At 44.3% G+C, this 20,590-nt stretch carries 18 protein-coding genes; 11 read left to right on the top strand and 7 right to left on the bottom strand.

What is annotated here, in order from left to right:
* Positions 1 to 55: 55 nt before the first annotated feature.
* Positions 56 to 1,243: a class I SAM-dependent rRNA methyltransferase gene (locus H0W44_05245; GenBank protein ID MBA3581844.1), complete on the top strand. Its 1,188-nt coding sequence runs from the start codon at positions 56 to 58 to the stop codon at positions 1,241 to 1,243.
* 96 nt (positions 1,244 to 1,339) lie between these two features.
* On the opposite strand, the gene H0W44_05240 is transcribed toward H0W44_05245, so the two are convergent.
* The 3 genes from H0W44_05240 to H0W44_05230 form a co-directional block, all read right to left on the bottom strand.
* On the bottom strand, positions 1,340 to 2,290 hold the full coding sequence (locus H0W44_05240; GenBank protein ID MBA3581843.1) for an NADP-dependent oxidoreductase: 951 nt from the start codon (positions 2,288 to 2,290) through the stop codon (positions 1,340 to 1,342).
* A gap of 199 nt (positions 2,291 to 2,489) precedes the next feature.
* Positions 2,490 to 3,287 (bottom strand): RMD1 family protein, encoded by a 798-nt coding sequence (locus H0W44_05235; GenBank protein ID MBA3581842.1) that lies wholly within the window; start codon positions 3,285 to 3,287, stop codon positions 2,490 to 2,492.
* Positions 3,288 to 3,337: 50 nt separating this feature from the next.
* Positions 3,338 to 3,928 carry a MarC family protein gene (locus H0W44_05230; GenBank protein ID MBA3581841.1) on the bottom strand — a complete coding sequence of 197 codons (591 nt, stop codon included), beginning with the start codon at positions 3,926 to 3,928 and terminating at the stop codon, positions 3,338 to 3,340.
* Positions 3,929 to 4,040: 112 nt separating this feature from the next.
* Here H0W44_05230 and H0W44_05225 point away from each other — a divergent pair, with 112 nt between their 5' ends.
* The 6 genes from H0W44_05225 (at position 4,041) to H0W44_05200 (ending at position 12,193) form a co-directional block, all read left to right on the top strand.
* Positions 4,041 to 5,285: an HDOD domain-containing protein gene (locus H0W44_05225; protein MBA3581840.1), complete on the top strand. Its 1,245-nt coding sequence runs from the start codon at positions 4,041 to 4,043 to the stop codon at positions 5,283 to 5,285.
* Positions 5,286 to 5,401: 116 nt separating this feature from the next.
* Positions 5,402 to 7,744 (top strand): penicillin-binding protein 1B, encoded by a 2,343-nt coding sequence (gene mrcB, locus H0W44_05220; GenBank protein ID MBA3581839.1) that lies wholly within the window; start codon positions 5,402 to 5,404, stop codon positions 7,742 to 7,744.
* Positions 7,745 to 7,831: 87 nt separating this feature from the next.
* Positions 7,832 to 8,416 carry a tetratricopeptide repeat protein gene (locus tag H0W44_05215; GenBank protein MBA3581838.1) on the top strand — a complete coding sequence of 195 codons (585 nt, stop codon included), beginning with the start codon at positions 7,832 to 7,834 and terminating at the stop codon, positions 8,414 to 8,416.
* 59 nt (positions 8,417 to 8,475) lie between these two features.
* Positions 8,476 to 10,386 (top strand): ATP-dependent DNA helicase, encoded by a 1,911-nt coding sequence (locus H0W44_05210; GenBank protein MBA3581837.1) that lies wholly within the window; start codon positions 8,476 to 8,478, stop codon positions 10,384 to 10,386.
* The gene (gene tsaB / locus H0W44_05205) at positions 10,367 to 11,083 is read left to right on the top strand and encodes a tRNA (adenosine(37)-N6)-threonylcarbamoyltransferase complex dimerization subunit type 1 TsaB (protein ID MBA3581836.1); all 717 of its coding nucleotides are present in this window, start codon (positions 10,367 to 10,369) and stop codon (positions 11,081 to 11,083) included. Before H0W44_05210 ends, tsaB begins: the two co-directional genes overlap by 20 nt.
* A gap of 75 nt (positions 11,084 to 11,158) precedes the next feature.
* On the top strand, positions 11,159 to 12,193 hold the full coding sequence (locus tag H0W44_05200) for a GGDEF domain-containing protein (GenBank protein ID MBA3581835.1): 1,035 nt from the start codon (positions 11,159 to 11,161) through the stop codon (positions 12,191 to 12,193).
* Here H0W44_05200 and psd read toward each other — a convergent pair.
* The 3 genes from psd to H0W44_05185 are packed head-to-tail and all read right to left on the bottom strand — an operon-like array spanning position 12,153 to position 14,168.
* The gene (psd, locus tag H0W44_05195; GenBank protein MBA3581834.1) at positions 12,153 to 13,013 is read right to left on the bottom strand and encodes a phosphatidylserine decarboxylase; all 861 of its coding nucleotides are present in this window, start codon (positions 13,011 to 13,013) and stop codon (positions 12,153 to 12,155) included. The two genes, H0W44_05200 and psd, sit on opposite strands and share 41 nt — an antisense overlap.
* 49 nt (positions 13,014 to 13,062) lie before the next feature.
* Positions 13,063 to 13,512 (bottom strand): copper chaperone PCu(A)C, encoded by a 450-nt coding sequence (locus tag H0W44_05190; GenBank protein MBA3581833.1) that lies wholly within the window; start codon positions 13,510 to 13,512, stop codon positions 13,063 to 13,065.
* Positions 13,509 to 14,168: an SCO family protein gene (locus tag H0W44_05185; GenBank protein MBA3581832.1), complete on the bottom strand. Its 660-nt coding sequence runs from the start codon at positions 14,166 to 14,168 to the stop codon at positions 13,509 to 13,511. Before H0W44_05185 ends, H0W44_05190 begins: the two co-directional genes overlap by 4 nt.
* Positions 14,169 to 14,246: 78 nt before the next feature.
* Here H0W44_05185 and prmB point away from each other — a divergent pair, with 78 nt between their 5' ends.
* Positions 14,247 to 15,167, top strand: coding sequence for a 50S ribosomal protein L3 N(5)-glutamine methyltransferase (gene prmB, locus H0W44_05180; protein ID MBA3581831.1), 921 nt, complete (start codon positions 14,247 to 14,249; stop codon positions 15,165 to 15,167).
* 292 nt (positions 15,168 to 15,459) lie between these two features.
* Entirely contained in the window at positions 15,460 to 16,692 is a 1,233-nt protein-coding gene (locus H0W44_05175; protein ID MBA3581830.1) for a hypothetical protein, read from the top strand.
* Positions 16,693 to 16,696: 4 nt separating this feature from the next.
* Here the strand turns inward: H0W44_05175 and H0W44_05170 are convergent, their stop codons facing one another.
* The gene (locus tag H0W44_05170) at positions 16,697 to 18,124 is read right to left on the bottom strand and encodes a hypothetical protein (protein MBA3581829.1); all 1,428 of its coding nucleotides are present in this window, start codon (positions 18,122 to 18,124) and stop codon (positions 16,697 to 16,699) included.
* Positions 18,125 to 18,309: 185 nt separating this feature from the next.
* On the opposite strand from H0W44_05170, the gene aroC reads away from it, so the two are divergent.
* Complete coding sequence (aroC, locus tag H0W44_05165; GenBank protein MBA3581828.1) at positions 18,310 to 19,410, top strand: chorismate synthase; 1,101 nt, start codon at positions 18,310 to 18,312, stop codon at positions 19,408 to 19,410.
* The gene (locus tag H0W44_05160) at positions 19,400 to 20,581 is read left to right on the top strand and encodes an MFS transporter (protein ID MBA3581827.1); all 1,182 of its coding nucleotides are present in this window, start codon (positions 19,400 to 19,402) and stop codon (positions 20,579 to 20,581) included. Before aroC ends, H0W44_05160 begins: the two co-directional genes overlap by 11 nt.
* Positions 20,582 to 20,590: the final 9 nt, after the last annotated feature.

Below are 20,590 nucleotides of genomic sequence, written 5' to 3'. Positions count from 1 at the left end.
TGACAGTCACTGTGACTGCCGTATAGTCGCCTCGCCCTCTTGTTGAGAACCTCGCATGTCATATTCACGTCTGCAATTAGTTAAAAATAGTGAACGCCGTTTACGGCAAGGTCATTGTTGGATTTATAGCAACGAAGTTGATCGCAAAATAAATCAGCTGACTTCTTTTAGCGCGGGACAAACCGTTGAAGTGATGGACAGTGAAAATCGTTTTCAAGGCATGGCAACAGTCAGTCCGAACAGTTTGATTTGTGCGCGGGTTTATAGCCGTCAAGCGCAACAAGCTTTTGATGCTGAATTTATTAAAATAAAATTACAACAAGCCCACGCTTTGCGTGAGCGGTTAGGCTTAAGTGAATATGGCAGACAATGTTTTGGTGATGCCGATGGTTTATCGGGTTTAGTGATTGATCGTTTTGGCGGCACCTTGATGGTGCAAATCGGCACTGCGGCAGTAGAACAACAGCGCGATATTTTATTACCGTTATTAATTGAGATTTATAAACCCACCGGTATTTGGTGGAAAAACGATTCCGGCGTACGTGAAGTAGAGGGCTTACCTTTATATAGTGAAAAAGCCTGGGGCGACGTGCCTGATATTTTGCCCGTGCGTGAAGGCAATGCCATTTTTGAAGCGTCATTAAGCGATGGCCAAAAAACCGGCTGGTTTTATGATCACCGTGATAACCGCCAATACCTTGCGCAATTTTGCCAAGGCAAACGCGTGTTAGACGTATTTTGTTACGCAGGCGCGTGGGGCATACAAGCCGCATTAGCAGGCGCAAAAGAAGTAGTGTGTGTTGACAGCTCTGCACAAGCATTAGAATTTGTACAACGTAATGCTGCGTTAAACAATCTGAGTGACAGTGTAAAAAGCTTACGAGGCAAAGCCTTAGAAGTACTACGTCAACTGCGTGATAATAATGAAATGTTTGATGTGATTATTTTAGATCCACCGGCATTTATTAAACGCAAAAAAGATCACGCAGAAGGTTTGCAAGCCTATCGCCGTATTAATGAACTCGCGATGCGTTTATTACCCGAAGGCGGTATCTTAGCCAGTGCATCGTGTTCCATGCATTTAAGTCGCGATGAATTAACCGATGCCGTACGTCATGCTGCGGTGCGCAGCCAACGCCAAGCACAAATTATAAAATTTGGCGGCCAAGCACCCGATCATCCTGTGCATCCGGCGATTGCTGAAACCGAATATTTAAAATGCGCGTTTGTACGAGTTTTGTAAATTTTAAGAGTAGGTTGTTTAGCATTTAGCACAGACTAGTCATCATTATAAAAAAACCCCGGCATGCCGGGGTTTTTATTGTTCAGTAATAAAAAATTACTTAACTTTCATGACTAACTTGCCACGCGTACGAGCAGATTCTAATTGTTCGTGAGCTTTGGTGAGTGATGCAGCGTTAAACGGAACCACTTCGTGATGTACTTTGAGTTTACCGGCTTCGTACAATTTATTCAGTTCATCTAATGCGGCGGGCTTGTTGCTGAAAACAACGGTGTGTACATTCACGCCATGTTCTTGGGTAAGACGTTCGCGGTTTTGCATATCGGCTAAGTCGTAACGTAATACGCACAATAAAGTACCGCCACGTTTCAACACTTTATAGGTGTTGAGGTTGGCGTCGCCGCCTAATACGTCAATGGCCACGTCGATGTCTTTGAGTTCTTTACTGAAGTCTTGTTGGGTGTAATCGATGACTTGATCTGCACCTAATGATTTGCAGAACTCAACATTGCGTGTGCTGCAAGTAGTCGCAACCCATGCGCCCATCGCTTTCGCGATTTGAATACCATACATGCCAACACCGCCGGCGCCAGCGTGAACTAATACGCGATCACCTTTTTTGATTTTGCCGAGGTTGACTAAACCAAACCAGGCGGTTTCGGCTGCCATTGGAATGGCGGCTGCTTCTTCAAAACTCATTTTGGCAGGCATAACGCGTAAAAATTCGGATTGTACTGCTACGTATTCTGCTGCAGAACCCGGACGAATCGGTTGAATCATGCCGTACACACGGTCGCCAACTTTAACTTCGTCAACGTCGAAGCCAACTTCAGTAACAACACCGGCAACGTCCCAGCCGATGATTAAAGGTAACTTTAAACCAAAGAAAGGCGCTAATTTGCCGACCCGCATTTTGGTGTCGAAAGGATTTAAGCCCGCCGCGTGGACTTGGACAATGGCTTCATTGTGTAGGGGTTTAGGTGCGTCAACGTCTGCGTCTTTGAATACGTTAGGACCGCCAAATTCATTTATAACAATTGCTTTCATATTAGTTGCTCTCTTTGTTGCTTGTTTTCGCCATACAGGCGGCCAGCCTCCTTGCTAAAGGCTATTTTTAAGCGTCCACGCTCGCCACCTTCCTGTGAATATCCAATAGTAGATATTGCGGCGCCATCTTCCCAAAGCGGGGCATAAGCCGCAACTAAATTCTGGGGTTTGTGCCATTACTTGCTGCTATGGGTGGAGATTAAAACCAACCGAGGATGTCGTGAAAGACGAAGGCAAAAATTTCTAAAGCAATTAGCCAGATGATGATCCATTCTAAAAATGCGGAGTGTTGGTGTTTTTGTTCATCGGCGAGCATTTCTAATAATTCGTGAATGGTGCCGAGTTTTAGCGTCAGCACTTCAATGCGTTGTTTAAGTTCGAGATAACGTGCGGGGATTTCGTAATAAGATTCGAGTTCGGGATATTCCCAGAAAAATTCGGGTGTATCGAGTAAGTCATAGTTCAGCATCACATCCGCTTTTGTTAAAAATAAGCGACCACGAATTTTTGCGATGGCGCGTCGGCTTAAATGTGTGCGACCCGTGCGCGCCAGTGTTTCAGGAATGCCTACGGTGCTAGTGATGGTGTTACGCACGCGCGTTTCGTATGTATTAAGTTTGACCGATTGCGCCAGACCATGTGATAAGGCCAGTCTTTCTTGCACGGTGTCAGTCGTGAGCGTGATGACATCGCTACTCATATGCGTGCGTTCGCCTAATTGAAAGCTGTAACTTTCGCGTTCGGGTTCTGCTAAAGGTTGATCGGTAAAAAGATTAACTTCGGACAATAAATCATCCAGTGCCGTTTTGTTAAGACCCCATGTGACTAAGACACCGTAATGAAAAATAAAAACTGCGCCGTTGGGGACATCAAGATGCAGTGCATCGCGATAACGAGTGCCGCGATGATAACTTAATAAATGTTGGCATAGTGATTCAAACTGAAAACGCTCAGCGATGCATAAAGCGCGACAAATTTGTTGGTTATCATTGTTCATGGCAGATATTTTTTATTGTTGTTGAGATTAAAAATAAACCTGTGCGTTGATTAATTTAGAGTGTGAATAAAATCAGCGATGCCGTTCATAAACATTTGTACTGCAATGACCGTTAACAACATTCCCATTAAACGTTCCATTGCCATTAAACCTTTCCGTCCTAAATAACGATGAAACGCAGTGCTGAAATATAAGATAAGCGCGGCGATGCCCCAAGCAATAATCAACGCGGTTAACCAAATAGTCCATCGCTCGGGTGATTGTGACATAACTAATAAAACCGTCGCAATCGCAGAGGGCCCTGCAACCAAAGGAATCGCTAAGGGTACGATAAAAGGTTCGTCGTCGTTAGTGTCGGGCATATCTTGCAGATGAGGAAATGCCATACGGATTGCAATAAGAAATAACACGAGGCCACCCGCGACTGATAAGGCGGGTTCGCTAATATGCAGTAATTGTAAAAAATATTTCCCAAGTGCCATAAAAAGTAATAACACGAGTAGCGCGATTAATAATTCACGCACAATAATTTGGCGCTGACGGTCAGGCGGTAGATTTTTCAAGATGCTAAGAAACATCGGCACATTGCCTAAAGGATCCAGCACCAAGAAAAACAAAATAATGGCAGCGGTCAGTGTCATGTGCAAAATACTCGTTATTTATATTATATATAGAGTGTAGTTGGTCTAAAGCTTTTCGGCCAATCGCCGCCAACGAATGCAGAAGATCTGGTTTCAAGGAAAGGAATCGTATATGCCAATGGGGCACAGCAAGGACACGCCTGTTAATCAGCCTATATTGTCGGATGCCATGGTGGCGCGCCAACCTATTTATAATAAACAAATGGGTGTGTATGCCTATGAATTATTATTTCGTGGCAATGGTTATGGCATGGAAGATGTAGGCTCAGATACCGCGACGGCACAAGTGATTTTAAATGCATTTATGAATATGGGTTTAAAAAACTTAGTCGGTGATCGTTTGGCGAGTATTAATTTAACTGAACGTATGTTGCCAGAAGCCATTAATTTGCCACTGCCGCCCAAACAAGTCATTTTAGAAATTCCTTGTGACATCGAAATTAACCGCGAAGTAATTGACGTCTGTCGCAATCTACGGAAAAAGGGTTTTACCTTAGCGTTAGATAATTTTAATGGTCGTGAAGATTTAAAAGATCTGTTGCCAAATATTAGTTTGATTAAAGTTTGCGCCGAAGGTTTGAGTGATAGTTATTTACGCACGTTTGTGGCTAAGTTTCGCAAATACAATCATATAAAATTATTGGCGTTACGGGTTGAAAGTTTGGAGCAATATAAATTGTATTGCGACGTAGGCTTTGATTATTGCCAAGGTTTTTTACTCAGCAAGCCACGCGTGTATGCGACGAAAGAAATGCCGGGCAATAAATTAACGGTAATGAATTTGTTGGCGGTTTTGTATAACCCTGATTCTGAATTAATCGATATTGAAAGAATCATTAGTCATGACGTAGCCATGAGTTTCAAGTTGATGCGCTTAATGAATTCCGCATTTTTTGGTTTGCCCAGTCCGATTGATTCTGTTTCGCAAGCGGTGGCTTTGTTAGGTAAAAATCCATTACGTTCGTGGACGTCTTTAATGGCCTTAAGCAGCATGAATGATTGTCCGAAAGTGATGATCGAGCTAGCGTTGATGCGCGCCAAGATGTGCGAAGGATTAGCGCGTGAAGCCCAGCTTAAGCCTTATGATAGTTATTTTACTGCCGGTCTTTTTTCAGCATTAGATATGTTGATGGAATATCCGCTTGAGCGTTTGTTGACGCAGCTGCCGCTGAATGATGCTATTAAACAAGCTATTTTGCAGCATGAAGGCAGTATGGGTGAGGCCTTATGTTGCGTGTTAGCGTATGAAAAATCGGATTGGGACGGTTTGCATTTTGCGGGCTTGGCCCCTGGCGATATTATGGTCGCAAATATGGAAGCGTTTGAGTGGACTCAAGGCATGACAAATATGCTTTAAGCCACTAATAATTTTTGTAGAGATCTCTGCTTAGTTCTTTCCGTCGTGTCACAAAATAGGGTATAAACCTGTGTCATTAACGCTCATTGATGAGCGCTTGCTGCAGGTTGTTTTACGTGAGTGATAATAAGCGCGACCCTTCTAAAAAAAACCGTTCACGCCGTGGCATCGGCCGCGCACGCTCTAGTGACGCCAATGCTTCTGCTGCTAGCCGCAAACGTTCTGTTTGGCCTTTATTTTTAATTACGGCTTTTATTTGTTTGGCATTAGGCGCGGGCTATATCGTTTGGTTAGACGCTTCATTACGCCAAAAATTTGAAAGTCACCGCTGGACTTTACCTGCTCGCGTTTACGCAAGACCTTTAGAATTATTCGTTGGCCAAACGCTTGGCTTGGAAAACTTACGTAAGGAATTGATGCGTTTGCGTTATCGACAAGATGCGCAAGGCCCCGGCAGTTATCGGATTCAAGGTCAGCAAATTATTTTTCATACGCGTGGGTTTACTTTTTGGGATCAGCAAGAAACGCCTAATCAATATCATTTGGTGTTCAATGAAAAAAAAATAGCATTCATGCGCGATGCAAATGGAAAAGCACAATCTTTGTTGCGTTTGGAGCCCTTATTAATTGCTAATATTTACCCTGCGCATACGGAAGATCGTAATTTGGTGCGCGTACAAGATGTGCCGCCAGTATTGCTTGCAAGTTTGTTAGTCGTTGAAGATCGATATTTTAAAGATCATCACGGCATTCAAGTGATGGCTATTGTACGTGCCATGTTTGCCAATTTAAAAGCGGGTGGAACGGTGCAGGGTGGTAGCACTTTGACGCAGCAATTGGTAAAGAATTTTTTCTTGAGTAGTGAGCGCACTTTGCGCCGGAAAGCGTTAGAGGCTTTGATGGCGATATTGTTAGAACTGCACTATAGCAAGTCTGAAATTTTAGAAACGTATTTAAACGAAGTGTATTTTGGACAAGATGGTGAACGTGCGATTCATGGTATTGGTTTAGCAGCTGAGCATTATTTTGGACGAGATTTAAATGATTTAAAAACCGAACACATTGCATTATTAGTTGGGTTGATTAAAGGTCCTTCGTATTATGATCCACGACGCAATCCCAAAGCAGCATTAGAACGGCGGAACGTCGTTATTAATTTAATGCTGCAAGAAGGCTTGGTTGATGCAGTAGAAGCACAACGTGCGCGTTTAAGTTCTCTCGATTTAATTGACAGCAATGATATTCAGCATACGCGTTATCCCGCTTTTATTGATTTGGTTAAGCGTCAATTACAAACGGATTATAGTGATGATGCATTGCGTAGCGAAGGTTTGCGGATTTTTACAACGTTAGATCCACAGGTGCAAGCGGTGACGGAGCAAGTGTTGAGTCGCGGCATTGCTACGCTTAATAAAACCAAACATTTAAAAACTAAAAATCAGTTACAAGCGGCGGCTTTAGTCACCACGGTCAATAACGGTGAAGTGCTTGCGATAGTGGGCAGTGCGCAACCTAATTTCCCGGGCTTTAATCGTGCGCTGGATGCAAAACGTCAAATTGGTTCTTTGATTAAACCGGTGGTGTATTTGGCGGCATTAGAGACGGGACGTTATCACGCCGCTTCGATGTTGCAAGATCAACCGGTTAGTTTGCGAGGTCCGAAAGGACAAGATTGGTCACCACAAAATTATGATAAACAATTTCATGGTGAGGTGTTGTTATATAAAGCATTGGCGCAATCGTATAACGCCGCGACAGTGCAATTGGGCATGGGTTTAGGTGTTAAACGAATCGCAGATTGGATGCACAAGTTAGGTGTGCAATCTAACATACCTTTATATCCTTCTTTATTTTTAGGTGCGGTTGATCTTTCGCCGTATGAAGTTACGCAGATGTATCAAACATTTGCGAGTAATGGTTTTTATACACCTTTGCGCGCGGTGCGCGAAGTCGCCACCGCGAATGGTGCGCGCTTGAAACGTTATCCTTTAGCGTTAAAACCGGTAATTAAAAGCGACGTTGCTTATGTGTTGAATCATCTAATGCAGCGTGTGTTTACAGAAGGCACTGCACAAAGTGTTTATGCGCGCATGGCGGCATTACAACCCGCCGGTAAAACCGGCACCAGTGATACTGCGCGAGATGCGTGGTTTGCGGGCTACACTGGCGAACATTTAGCGGTGGTGTGGGTGGGACGTGATGATCATGGCGCCGCTAATATTAGTGGGGGCAGCGCTGCGTTGCCGCTGTGGACTTCCATTTTTGAGCAGGTAGATTCGACGCCTTTGGAGCGTGCGATGCCGGCCAATGTGCAAGCGCTCTGGGTCGATGCACAATCCGGTGGCTTGAGCGCTGCTAAATGTGACAATGTAGTACAATTGCCCTTTATAATAGGTGTCGCGCCGATAGAAGAAGCGAAATGCCAAGGCCAATCATTTTGGCAACGTTTGTTTAATTGATATTGAATTGATTTGGCGCGAAATTGTTGATGTTATTCGTAAAGTAAAAATAGCAGAATTATTGTGATAATCGGGAGGAAGCGTTTTATGAAGAATGTACTGAAATTCGGCTTGTTGTTCGCAGTGGCGTTGGCATTGGTCGCGTGTGGTTCGCCTCGTAAAAAAGCACCAGAACCGGTGGATTTCGGTCAATCATTACCAGAACCCATCGTCATACAGCCCACGATGACGCAAAATGTTAAACATAATATTGGTAATCCAGCGGTAATGGATTTGTGGAAACAATCAGAAACCGCTCGTAAATCAGGCGATAATGCCGCTGCTGTTATGTATTTAGAACGTGCTTTGCGCATTGAGCCCACCGATGGCGTATTGTGGAGTCGCTTAGCGGAATTGCAATTGCGTAAAGGTGATCCTGCACAAGCTGAAAGCGCGGCTATGAAATCGAATGATATGGCTGGGAGCGATGCAGCGTTGACGTATCGTAACTGGTTAATTATTGGCCGTGCGCGTGAACAAAAAGGTGACATGATCGGTGCTGAAGAAGCGCGTGGCAAAGCCAGCGATGCGCAAACTAACAGCGCACCCGCAGTCGATGCAGGCAATGCGCCGATGGATTTTGAGCCAGCCCCTGAACCGGTTGCTGGTGTGGAAGCAGCGCCATTACGTTAATTATTTTATTGATTGTGAGAGGGTAAGAAGACCGTGTGTTAAAAACGTCTGCGTCTTTATTGCCTTCTGAACTATTGGGAGCCGCTGGACCTTTTCAGCGGCTTCCGCATTTTGCGCCTCGTGCAGTGCAGCAAGCGCTGGCCGATGCGGTCGCCGAAACGCTTGATAATAATAATGTCTTAGTCGCGGAAGCAGGCACCGGCGTTGGAAAAACATTTGCGTATTTAGTGCCAGCGTTGAGTTCGGGTTTGCGCATTATTATTTCTACGGCAACGCGCCATTTGCAAGATCAACTCTTTCATCGTGATTTGCCGAATGTTAAACGTATGTTAGGTGTTAGCGTTGATGCTGCACAACTCAAAGGCCGCGCCAATTATATTTGTTTGCAACGTTTAGAAATGCCCACGCTGGGACGTGATACAGCGGAAGAAACCGCACAGTTATCCACGATTCGCAAATGGTTACCGTTAACGCAACAAGGTGACATTGCCGAATTAGAAAGTATTCCAGAAGCTGCAAGTATTTGGCCGCGTGTTACTTCCACCGCTGAAAATTGTTTAGGCAGTGAATGCCCGCGTTTTAATGATTGTTTTGTTGTCAAAGCGCGTCGTCGCGCGCAAGAAGCAAATATCGTCGTGATTAATCATCATTTATTATTTGCGGATATGGCGTTAAAGGAAGAAGGTTTTGGTGAAGTGCTGCCGAGCGCACAAGCGTTTATTTTAGATGAAGCGCATCGCTTGCCAGAAATTGCCAGTCATTTTTTTGGTAGTAGTTTAAGTACACGCCAATTTAGTGAATGGACCAATGATATTGTTGCAGCGCAATTAAAAGACGCACCGGATGCAGGTGAGCTGCGCGATCATGCGCAACAAGCGATGACGGCGATGCGTGATTTCCGTTTAAGTTTTGGTGCTGAAGAACAACGCGGTTATTGGCAAAGTCCCGCTAAAGGTGCGCAAGCCGATGCGTTGTTACGTTGGCAAAATGCATTGCAAACGTTGGATGATAGTTTGCAAGCGTTTAGTGAGCGTAGCGAAGCGCTGCAAAAATGCGCGTCACGTAGTGATGCTTATTTGCAAAGCCTTGCGGCTTTTAATGCGCCTGCTATAGACGCAGTGCAATGGTGGGAAACGACGCGCCAAGGTATTACCTTGCATCAAACGCCATTAGAGATTGGCGAGATTTTTAAAAACCATCGTGAACGTTATCAAGCGGCTTGGATATTAACCTCCGCGACCTTATCCGTCGCCGGTGACTTTCGACATTTTAATGCGCGTATGGGATTACAAGAACCGCGTTGTGAAAGTTTTGATAGTCCATTTGATTATCCGCAACAAGGTTTGTTATACGTCCCGGAAGCTTTACCGGAACCTAATGATCCGACTTTTTCGGATGCGTTTATTGAGGCCATTGTGCCAGTCATAGAAGCGAGTCAAGGTCGCGCTTTTGTTTTATTTACGAGTCATCGCGCGTTAAATTATGCGGCGCGTGTATTAGCAAAGCGCATTGATTTTCCATTATTCGTGCAAGGCGAAATGCCACGCGGTCAATTGTTGGATGCCTTTCGTGATGCGGGTAATGGTGTGTTGTTAGGAACGGCGAGTTTTTGGGAAGGTGTGGATATTCGCGGTGAAGCTTTATCTTTAGTCATTATTGATAAATTACCGTTTGCGGCACCCGGTGATCCAGTGTTGCAAGCGCGTTTAGAAGCGATTAGACGTAAAGGCGGTGATCCGTTTAATCAATACCAATTACCGCAAACAGCGATTACCTTAAAACAAGGAGCGGGACGTTTGATTCGTGATGTGCATGATTCGGGTGTATTAATGTTATGCGATGTACGCTTAGTGCAAAAAGGCTATGGCAAACGTTTATTAGCTGCGTTGCCTCCTTTTCGCCGCACGCGTTCTTTAACGCAAGTCACGCAATTTTTTGCAAAGTTGAGCAATGAAACTGTTAGCGTTTGAAACCAGCACCGAAGCGTGCAGTGCGGCGTTGTTTGTTGATGGTGTAAAAACCTCAGTATTTGAGCATTGTCCGCAACAACAAGCGCAACGTATTTTGCCGATGATTGATCAGCTGTTAGTCGCAGCGAAGATTAAAGCCAGTGAATTAGATGTGATTGCGTTCGGTGCAGGGCCGGGAAGTTTTACGGGGATACGGATTGCAGTAGGTGTTGCACAAGGTATTGCGTGTGCGTTTAATATTCCTTTATTACCGATTTCAACTTTAAAAATCATGGCAGAAACCGCGTATTTGCAAAATACAGCGCAGTATTCTGCGCGTCACTCTATTTCTTTATTAACGGCGTTAGATGCGCGCATGCAAGAAATTTATTGGGCGGGCTGGCAGTGGCAAGAGAATGATTGGGTAGCCGTGATTAATGAAACGGTGGCGTTGCCTGAGCAGGTGGTTTTACCGAATGCACAAAGTGGTGCTTGGTTAGCGGTGGGCAATGCGTGGTCAATTTATCCAAGCTTGACTTTGCGCGCTAATTCATTGGTTTCAATGATCTCGGTAGATACGCAGACATTATGGCCACAGGCTGAAGCTTTGTTGAATCTGGCTCTGGCGGATTTTGCTGCGGGCAAAGCCCTGCCCGTGCAAGCAGCACTGCCGACCTATTTGCGTAATAATGTTGCGAGCCCGCCGAAAGCGCTTTAGATTTTCCTCAAGTCAGCCTTCAAGATGCCGTTAGCTTGGCTAGCAATTTAATAATTAACTGATACGGAATCCACCATGGACCAGGTGATCGTCGATAGTTTAATGTCGCGTAACATTCGTCATATAACGCCTCAAACTAGCTTAATTGAAATCGCCCGTACGATGCGTGAGCATCGTTATTCGTGCATGGTGGTAGTAGAAAATAATAAACCAGTAGGTATCGTCACTGAACGCGATATGGTGGCATTGTTAAGCGATGTTTTAGAAAAAAAATCGACGGATGTTCTGTGCGCGGGACAGTTTATGTCGAGTCCGCCCGTCACCATTATGCGAGATTGCACGTTGTTTGATGCGTTGGTTATTACTAAATCACGTCATATTCGTCATTTGCCGGTAGTGGATGAGCAGGGCGAGTTATGCGGTTTATTAACATACACCGATTTAGCGCATGCCTACGAAGCGATTATAGAAAAACAACGCGTTCTTATTGAAGGTGAAATAGAAGTTAAAACGCGCGACTTAGAAGAAGTTAATCGTCAATTAGTTGCCTTGTCGATGGAAGATGCATTACTGAATGTAGGTAATCGACGCGCTATGGAAGTTGATGTTGCGTATACGCACAATGTAGCGTTGCGTTATGCGCGACCTTATACTTTGGTGTTATTTGATGTGGATTGTTTTAAACAATATAACGATCACTATGGCCATCAAGCAGGTGATGAAGCATTAAAAGTAGTGACGAATCATATACGCGCTTCTATTCGTAAAGCGGATCGTTTATATCGTTATGGCGGTGAAGAATTATTGTTGCTGCTGCCAGAGACGAGTAATGAAGGCGCGGCAATTTTAGCGAATCGAATTGTTGAGGAACTAGCAGCGCGCAAAGTGCCGCATATAAAAAGTCCGTACTCGGTTTTAACGATGAGTGGTGGTATTGGTTCTTTATATATTAACGATCCCAAAGATTTAGGGTGGCAGATGATAGTCGAGCGAGCCGATCAAGCGTTATATAGCGCGAAACACGCGGGGCGTAATCAAATTGGCGATTACGCCACGGCGCATGCATCCATCAAAGGTGATAATGTCCTAAGGTCTGACCTAGTTTTATAGACTGTCCTGCTTGCAATGCTTCCCATTGTAATTTTTCGTTGCTCAATAATATAACGGTGGAGCCCATATTGAAGCGGCCTAATTCATCACCTTTATTCAGTTGGATATTTTTATCACGATAATTGTAATGTTGTATGCGATTACGATGTGGCGGTGTGACTAAACCATGCCATACCGTTTCAATTGCGGCTACATTAATGGCGCCAACTAAAATAACTGCTAAGCGACCTTGAGCCGTATCAAACAAACAAACCACGCGTTCATTGCGCGCAAAAATACCGGGCAAGGTATTTACCGTAAAGGGCGCTACGCTATATAAACGTCCGGGCACATAAATCATGTCGGTTAACGTGCCATCAATGGGCATATGAATCCGATGATAATCACGCGGTGATAAATAAATAGTGGCGAAATTACCATTTTGAAAGGCTTGTGCATGTTGTTGATTGCCGCCAATTAATTGCAGCAGTAAATAATTAATGTGTTTAGCTTGAATAATACGATCTTCACTAATTGCAGCTACTTCGCTAATAGTGCCGTCTACGGGGGAACTTAAAATATTCGGCGCTTTGTCAAAGTGACGTAAACCTGGTTTTAGTTCCCGGGTGAAAAATTCGTTAAAACTAGCATAGGCATTGATGTCTTGATGTAACGCTTCCGACATGTCGACTTTAAAACGTTTAATGAACCATCGCACAAAAGGATTTTTCCAAGGGCTCTTTATACGAGTGACTAGAAAAATAAAACGAGAAACAAGATGTTGTGGCAAGGAATATACCAGCCACATTTTTAAATAATCACGATTTGTGGGAGTGGGCATATAAATCCTGAGTTATGCGAAAAAAATCGAGTGCTGCGAATCTGCGCGTTTATTTGTTGTGAGCGCCAATACGTTTAACCTGTGCATCAATGAGATGAGTGGTGTTGTTTTGTTCGGTAAATAATATTTCTACGGAGTCGCCGGCTTTAAGTGCGCGTTTAGGGTTAATCAACATAATGTGCAAGCCGCCGCTTTTAAGAATGACCTCGCTATTGGCAGGAATGCTTAAATTTTTCTGCTCCGCCATATGCATAACCCCGTTTTCCATAGACATGCTGTGAATTTCTACTTTTTCAAAATCTGGGCTGCTAACGCTAGCAAGTGCCGTATCATTATTGCCCAGGTTTTTGATTTGCACGTAGGCTGCTAATGCTTTTGCATTAGGTGGTGCTTCTGCTACGTAAGGATTGATAAACCCCAGCGGTAAATTCAGCGCGTAACTGTTAGTGATAAATCCTATGCCGACGATGCTAACTAAACTTAATAAAATATTTTTCATGGCTGCTCCAAAATGGTGAGAATGTTGTGCGTGAGTTGGGTGGCATCATGTGGCGCTTGTAGTAAAGCGTAAGGTTTGCCTTTCGGATTAATCATAAAAATGCCCGCTGAATGATCCACATTATAAACATCCGGATTTTCGCCGATGGATTCGGTGTCTTCTTCTGCAGGTGCAAAATAGGCGCCGACACTGCGAGCAAGTTGTTGCAGTTGCGTAAGATCGCCAGTGAGACCGATAAAGCGCGGATCGAAATAATTTAAATAACTGCTGAGAACCACTGGCGTATCGCGCTGCGGATCGGCGCTCACTAAAATGATTTTTACGTTCGCGTTTAATTGTTGCGCGTCTAATTGAGTTTGGACTTCTTTTAAAACATGCAATGTCATGGGACACACGTCAGGGCAATGTGTATAGCCAAAAAATAATAAATGCCACTGACCTTGTAATTGTTTTTCGGTGAAAGCTTGTCCGTGTTGATCAACGAGGTTAAACGCCGGTATCGCAGGATATTCTGCGGGGTACCACATGGTTTGAGCTAATTCGGGCGGTGCAGTGTTGTGCTGTAAATAGCTGAAGTAAACGCCACTGGCCAGGGCTATAATGCCAACGCTGGTAATTACTAAGACAAGTATTTTTTTCTGAATATTGAACAACATGAAAGTGCCTACGCATGAAACCAAGCAGGTGCGCATGATCGCACCCGTGTTGGTATCCTGCAAGGCGCAGTAATCTGAATAGCTAAATTAAGTGTGGATAGTGTGAGCGAAACAAAAACATTAAATGATTGGGTGCAAACGGTAGCCGCGGAAATGGTGGCTGCCCAGTTATATTTTGGACATGGTACGGATAACGCCGTCGATGAAGCGTTTTGGTTGGTGCTGCACGCCTTGCAACGTTCGCCGCAAGAATCGGTAGAGGATTTGCACGAAGCATTAAGTGCCGCACAAGGCGCGGCGATTCAGGCTTTATTGCAACAGCGAATTAGTACCCGTAAGCCTTTGGCGTATTTAACCGGAACGGCATGGTTTTGTGGCTTGCCTTTTCAGGTGGATGAGCGTGTCTTGGTGCCGCGTTCGCCTTTAGCAGAATTAATTATGGTAGGTTTTGAGCCGTGGCTATTAGATGTGCCTAGCCGAATTTTAGATTTGTGCACAGGCAGTGCTTGTATTGCCATTGCCTGTGCGTACGCCTTTCCGGAAGCCTTCGTTGACGCCACTGATATTGATGCGGGAGCTTTGAGTGTGGCGCAGGCCAATGTGCAGATGCATGATCTGCATGATCGTCTGCGCTTATATCAGGCCGATGTGTTCACAGGTCTGCCGCCTCAACGTTATGACTTAATCGTTAGCAATCCACCGTATGTGGATGAAGACGACTTTGCCCAGATGCCGACTGAATATCATCAAGAGCCGGTGTTGGGTTTGATTGCTGGCGCCGATGGTTTGTTGATTGCACGGCAGATTTTGCAGCAAGCGAGTGATTTTTTAACACCGGAGGGTTGGTTGGTAATGGAAGTGGGTAATAGCATGGAGGCTTTAATCAGGGCTTATCCGGATGTGCCTTTTATATGGCCGGAGTTTGCTGAAGGCGGGCATGGTGTCTTGATGATCTCTGCTGCTGATTTGATGACTTTTTTTGAATCCTCATATTCGTAAAATTATTTTGCTGCCGCTAATCGCAAAGATTTGAAAATACCTCTGAACGAGCCGTTTTTCCTTGTTTTATTAGGTTTTGAATCCCCATCCACGCACTCATTTAAGGCATTTTTGCTTGCGTACAGCGCAAAGATAATTGGCTTATCCTGTCTGACCGACGACGACTGCTTTGTTCGGGATACGCGCTATGGTTATATCAAGGTAGGTCTTCGCAGGTGAATAACACTCAAGTTGCCGCCGGTGATGCCGTTATGTTTGATGTTTTCAGCGTTTGTACGCCAAGGATCGGCTTATGTTGGGGAGTATTTTAATGGACAAACAAGTACCCATAGATTCCGTCACCATGTCGGTGCAGGAGTTTTGTCAGCTGGCGAATACGCTGGATGCTGATGATCTCGCGGCGATTCCGATTGATGCTTTACCTGAATTAATGCCAGAAAATATTCTCGATTTAATTCCTTCGCATAATCGTTCGGTCGTGGAAAATATTTTATTTGAAATTAATGCGCGTGAATTAGATCAGCGCGTGGAAATGACGGTTTTGTTTAATGAAGAAGTGGTTGAGGCCTTGATGGCCAGTAAAACCCATGGCGGCCATATGCCCGCGTATAAAAATTTTAAACAACGCGTTGCAGAATTAATTGTTTTATACAATCGCTGGGAAAAAGGCCGTGATGCGCAAGTGCGGCAATTTTTATTACCTAAAATTCGTGAAGTGGATGATTTAGTTAAAGAGTTTCGCCGTGAAAGCAAACATGTGCTGCATGGTAAATTAATTTTAGAAGATTGGTTGGAGCGAGCTGAACAGTACCGACCGCAATTTGAACATGCGATTGAACGGCTAGCTGCACAATGGAATGAGCTTGAAGGTTCGTTGGCGCGGTATTTTTATTTGCGCTTAGCAATTGTTGGTACTGAAATGGAAGCCATCGAAAAACGCATCGTCGAAACCAAACAATTAACCGAACAAGTGCAAGCTAAAATTGATAGCGTGCATCGTGATTTAAATGCGTTAACCGCAGCCACCGGCGGGAAAGCGCAGCTATTATCACAAGCCGCACAAATAAAAGTTGAACAATTTAGAAAACAAATCAGTTCTTTATTAGAAGATAAACGTGCAGCCGAAGTATTGATTTCTGAAACCGATTTAACTAATTGGCTAGACGTAGTAGTGGACGCGAGCATCAGCCCTACATCATTTAAATACGTCAGCAAATATATGGATCAAGTACGCACGAGTTTGTTTGGTTTGTTGAGTCATTATTGTTTATTGCAAGAAAGCTCCGCATTGCAAATTGCGCGTAATCCCTTTTCGCAAATAGATCCACAAAGCACGATTCGTTTCATGATTAAATCAGAACAATTTATTTTGGATTATTTTGCGAAAAAGAAAAGTCAGTTGATGGGTTGGTTGGGGCAGGCGGCGGCTGATAAAATTCAAGGTTTGGATGGTATTGAAAAAGAATTATTAGCCGAACTTAAAAAACATATGCCGATGCACGATACACCTTTAAAGCGTCCGTAGTTTTTTAAAACTCTATAATTGCAATCGAAGCATTGTCACAGTAAGCGCCGGTTTTTTGCATAGCGCTATCTATTAAATCTGATATCTGAGCTACCGCTTGTTTTAATGTGCAATTAATAATGGCGCCAGTGACTTCATGTTTCTTTAAATGATTGCCAACACCATCAGAATAAATGGCTAAACGCCAGCCGCGTTTTGCAAATAAATGGGTTTCAGTTAATACGCCGAATTTATGCCAGCCAGCGACGCGATGTGATTCGGTCGTTGAGCGCGCAATAATGGCATTAATTACTTGGTGGCCAATCGCTTCATCAACGGACTCATATTTTACATCACCAGTATTATCGACTAATAAGGCATGCACATCGCCCGCTTGCGATAAATGCACTTTGAAAAATTGATTTTCGCGTCGGACTTGCGCCGACAAGACGCAGACACCGCCTTGTGGAACTTTCATTTCGTCATAGGCTATTTGTGTCGCGAGCGCGGTAGCCTGAATATCGCCGGGATTTTTTAGTAAGTGTTCGACAAATACATCACGCATTGCCACACCATTACCGTAGCCGCCCATACCATCGATGACAGTAATTTGATCATGCGAGGGTATTAGTACGCTGGCATCTTCATTGTGAGTGCGGCCTTTGCCCACATAAGAAGATGCGGCGACTTTGATGCCGCTGGGATAAGCTTTTAATACTAGATTGTCGATCAGTAATGCCGCCGTTTCGTCTTTTAATACGATGGAAGGCAGGCCGGTAGTCGGTGTAACAATAAAGGGGGAACTCTGATCGAGTGCAGCTTCAGAACGAGCATCGGCATTACGAGTAGTAATATCTTCTTGGATTTCTTTAGGCGCGGTTTTGGTTTTCTTCGGCGCTTGTAACGCTATGCCATTAGCGCTGTTAACTAATATAAAGGCGCGGCCGTCCGCACTGCAAAGCTCATTCAAACTCGCTGTTTCTTTAATATGACTTTCTGCCGGCAAACTGCGCAGTAGGCGATTTTCGTAAACAATTAATTCTTCGATATCGGCATAACTGAGTTTGTTCGCATCGGCTTGCAGTTTGCGAATAATGTAGTGATGAATATAAGGGAATTGAGCTTCGGGACTATCAGGATCAAATACGGGATCGTAGTCCGCAGATTGTCCTGCTTCCATTAACACGTAAGTTAATACGGTGAGAATTTTTAGTTGTTCTATTTCTAAATCGGTTTTGGTTTCTTGATCAGCGAGCTCGCCTGCTTGCGAGCGGAAAGTTTCGAGATCATCGGGAGTAATAATAGAATCGTCAGTTAGGCTAATGAGCAAGCCATGATGCACACGAAAACGTGTTAATAGCCGTTGTTTGGCTTTTTCGACGTCTTGCTGCGTGAAATGTTGCAGCAAAATGTCATTATTGTGTTCTAAGTTGTCAGGGTCAAATAGGGACATAGGGTGCCTTTGTAGTCAGTATTATATGCTGCAAAATCATTCAGCGCTAAAAACCGCAGGATTTATTCTAGACTTTGGATTGTTTAATGATCAGCCGCAGACATGACGTATTTTTTTAATGGTGTTCGGTAATATTCCTGTCGATGGCCTAGGTGTAAATCGCGTTATCCCGTAAAATAGCGGCCATGTCAGGAAATAGTTTTGGAAAACTTTTTGTAGTCACCAGCTTCGGCGAAAGCCATGGGCCCGCTATTGGCTGTATTGTTGATGGTTGTCCGCCGGGTTTGAGTTTAAGCGAGGCTGATTTACAGCCGGATTTGGATAGACGCAAACCAGGTACTTCTCGTCACACGACACAGCGTCGTGAAGATGATGTTGTCCAGATTTTATCGGGTGTATTCGAAGGTAAAACGACCGGCACACCGATTGCGTTATTGATTCATAACACCGATCAACGCTCTAAAGATTATGGCGAAATCGCGGATAAATTTCGTCCGGGTCATGCCGATTACACCTATACACAAAAATATGGCACACGTGATTATCGTGGCGGCGGTCGTTCTTCTGCGCGTGAAACGGCTATGCGCGTTGCAGCCGGCGCAATTGCGAAAAAATATTTAGCCGAAAAATTTTCGGTCAGTATTCGTGGATATGTTTCACAAATTGGCGATATTAAAGCGCAAGTGCACGATTGGTCAGTGGTTGAACATAATCCGTTTTTCTTTCCAGATGCGCAGCAGGTTCCCGCGCTAGAACAATTGCTGGATGATTTGCGTAGCGCCGGTGATTCGATTGGCGCACGGATTAGTGTGCAAGCAGAAGGTGTACCGCCCGGTTGGGGTGAACCTATTTTTGATCGGCTCGATGCGGATATTGCGTCTGCGATGATGGCGATTAATGCGGTTAAAGGTGTAGAAATCGGCGCTGGTTTTGCTGCCGTTGCACAAAAAGGCTCTGAGCATCGCGATGAAATAACGCCGCAAGGTTTTTTATCTAATCATGCGGGTGGTGTGTTAGGTGGAATTAGTAGTGGCCAAATTATTGATGTGCATATTGCGCTTAAACCTACATCTAGTATTCGGGTGCCGGGTCGTACGATTAATGCGCAAGGTGAAGCTACCGACATTAGCACCAAAGGTCGTCATGATCCTTGTGTAGGGATTCGTGCGGTGCCGATTGCTGAAGCGATGTTAGCTTTAGTATTAATGGATCATGCATTACGGCATCGTGCACAAAATGCGGATGTAATATCAGGAGTACCTGTTATTCCTGCGTATGTTAAATAATCAAAGTAATTTTGCCCCCGCGCCTTATTGGCGACTCTCTAGTTGTTATTTTTTTTACTTCTGCGCGTTAGGCGCAATGGTGCCTTATTGGGGACCTTATCTTAAAAGTTTAGGCTTTGATGCAATTGCCATTGGTCAATTGATGGCGGTGTTAGCGAGCACCAAAATTATTGCGCCTTATCTCTGGGGTTGGTTGGCTGATCGGGTGGGTTATCGCTTGCGCATTATTCAAATTACCACATTCATTACCATGTTGTGTTTTGCTGGCGTTTTGTTAAATCAAAGCTGGTGGTGGTTTGCGTGTGTGATGTTTTTATTTGGATTTTTTTCTAATGCAGGTATGCCGCAATTTGAAGTAATGACGTTGTTGCACCTCGGCGATGATCATCATCGTTATAGCCAAATACGTTTATGGGGTTCGATTGGTTTTATTATAACCGTGTTGTGTACGGGACCTTTATTAACATGGTGGGGGCAAGCGGTATTGCCATATATATTGTTGGTATGGTTTGGTCTCGCATGGTTGGTAACTTTGTTAATGCCGGCCGCGAAAGAACAGGTCGTTGATAATTATTCTACTGTGAGTGTGTGGTCGATATTTAAGCAACCTGCGGTGTTGTTGATTTTTGTTGCGGCTTTTTTAATGCAAGTAGCGTATGGCCCTTATTATTCATTTTTCTCGATTTATTTAGAAGCGCATGGTTATAGCAAAACCCAAGTAGGTATTTATTGGGCGGTAGGCGTTATTGCGGAAGTGATTGTATTTTTTTATATGAATCGTTTATTGCCGCGTTATGGCGCGGTCGTGTTAATGCAGTGTTGTTTAGCTTTTGCGGTATTGCGCTGGGTATTAACAGCCGTGTTTGTAGATCAACCGGTGATATTGTTTTTCAGTCAAACATTACATGCATTTAGTTTTGGAATGTTTCATGCGGTGATGATCAATCATGTACATCGTTATTTTACAGGCTCTTTACACGGCCGTGGCCAAGCCCTTTATTCTAGTATTACCTTTGGCGCTGGCGGTGCGTTAGGGTCTTGGTTAGCGGGTTATAGTTGGGACAGTTGGGGCGGCTCTGCGACTTATCTTGCGTGTGCTGTGATTGCCGCGGTTGGTTATTTAATTGCGCGCACCGAATTAAAAACCTTTCAGCGTTACAGTCCGATTTAAAATAAAATA

It is taken from the genome of Gammaproteobacteria bacterium (assembly GCA_013817245.1).
GTDB lineage: Bacteria > Pseudomonadota > Gammaproteobacteria > HTCC5015 > HTCC5015 > JACDDA01.
The sequence above is the reverse complement of the archived record's forward strand: the minus strand, read 5'-3'. Positions and strand labels throughout refer to the sequence as shown.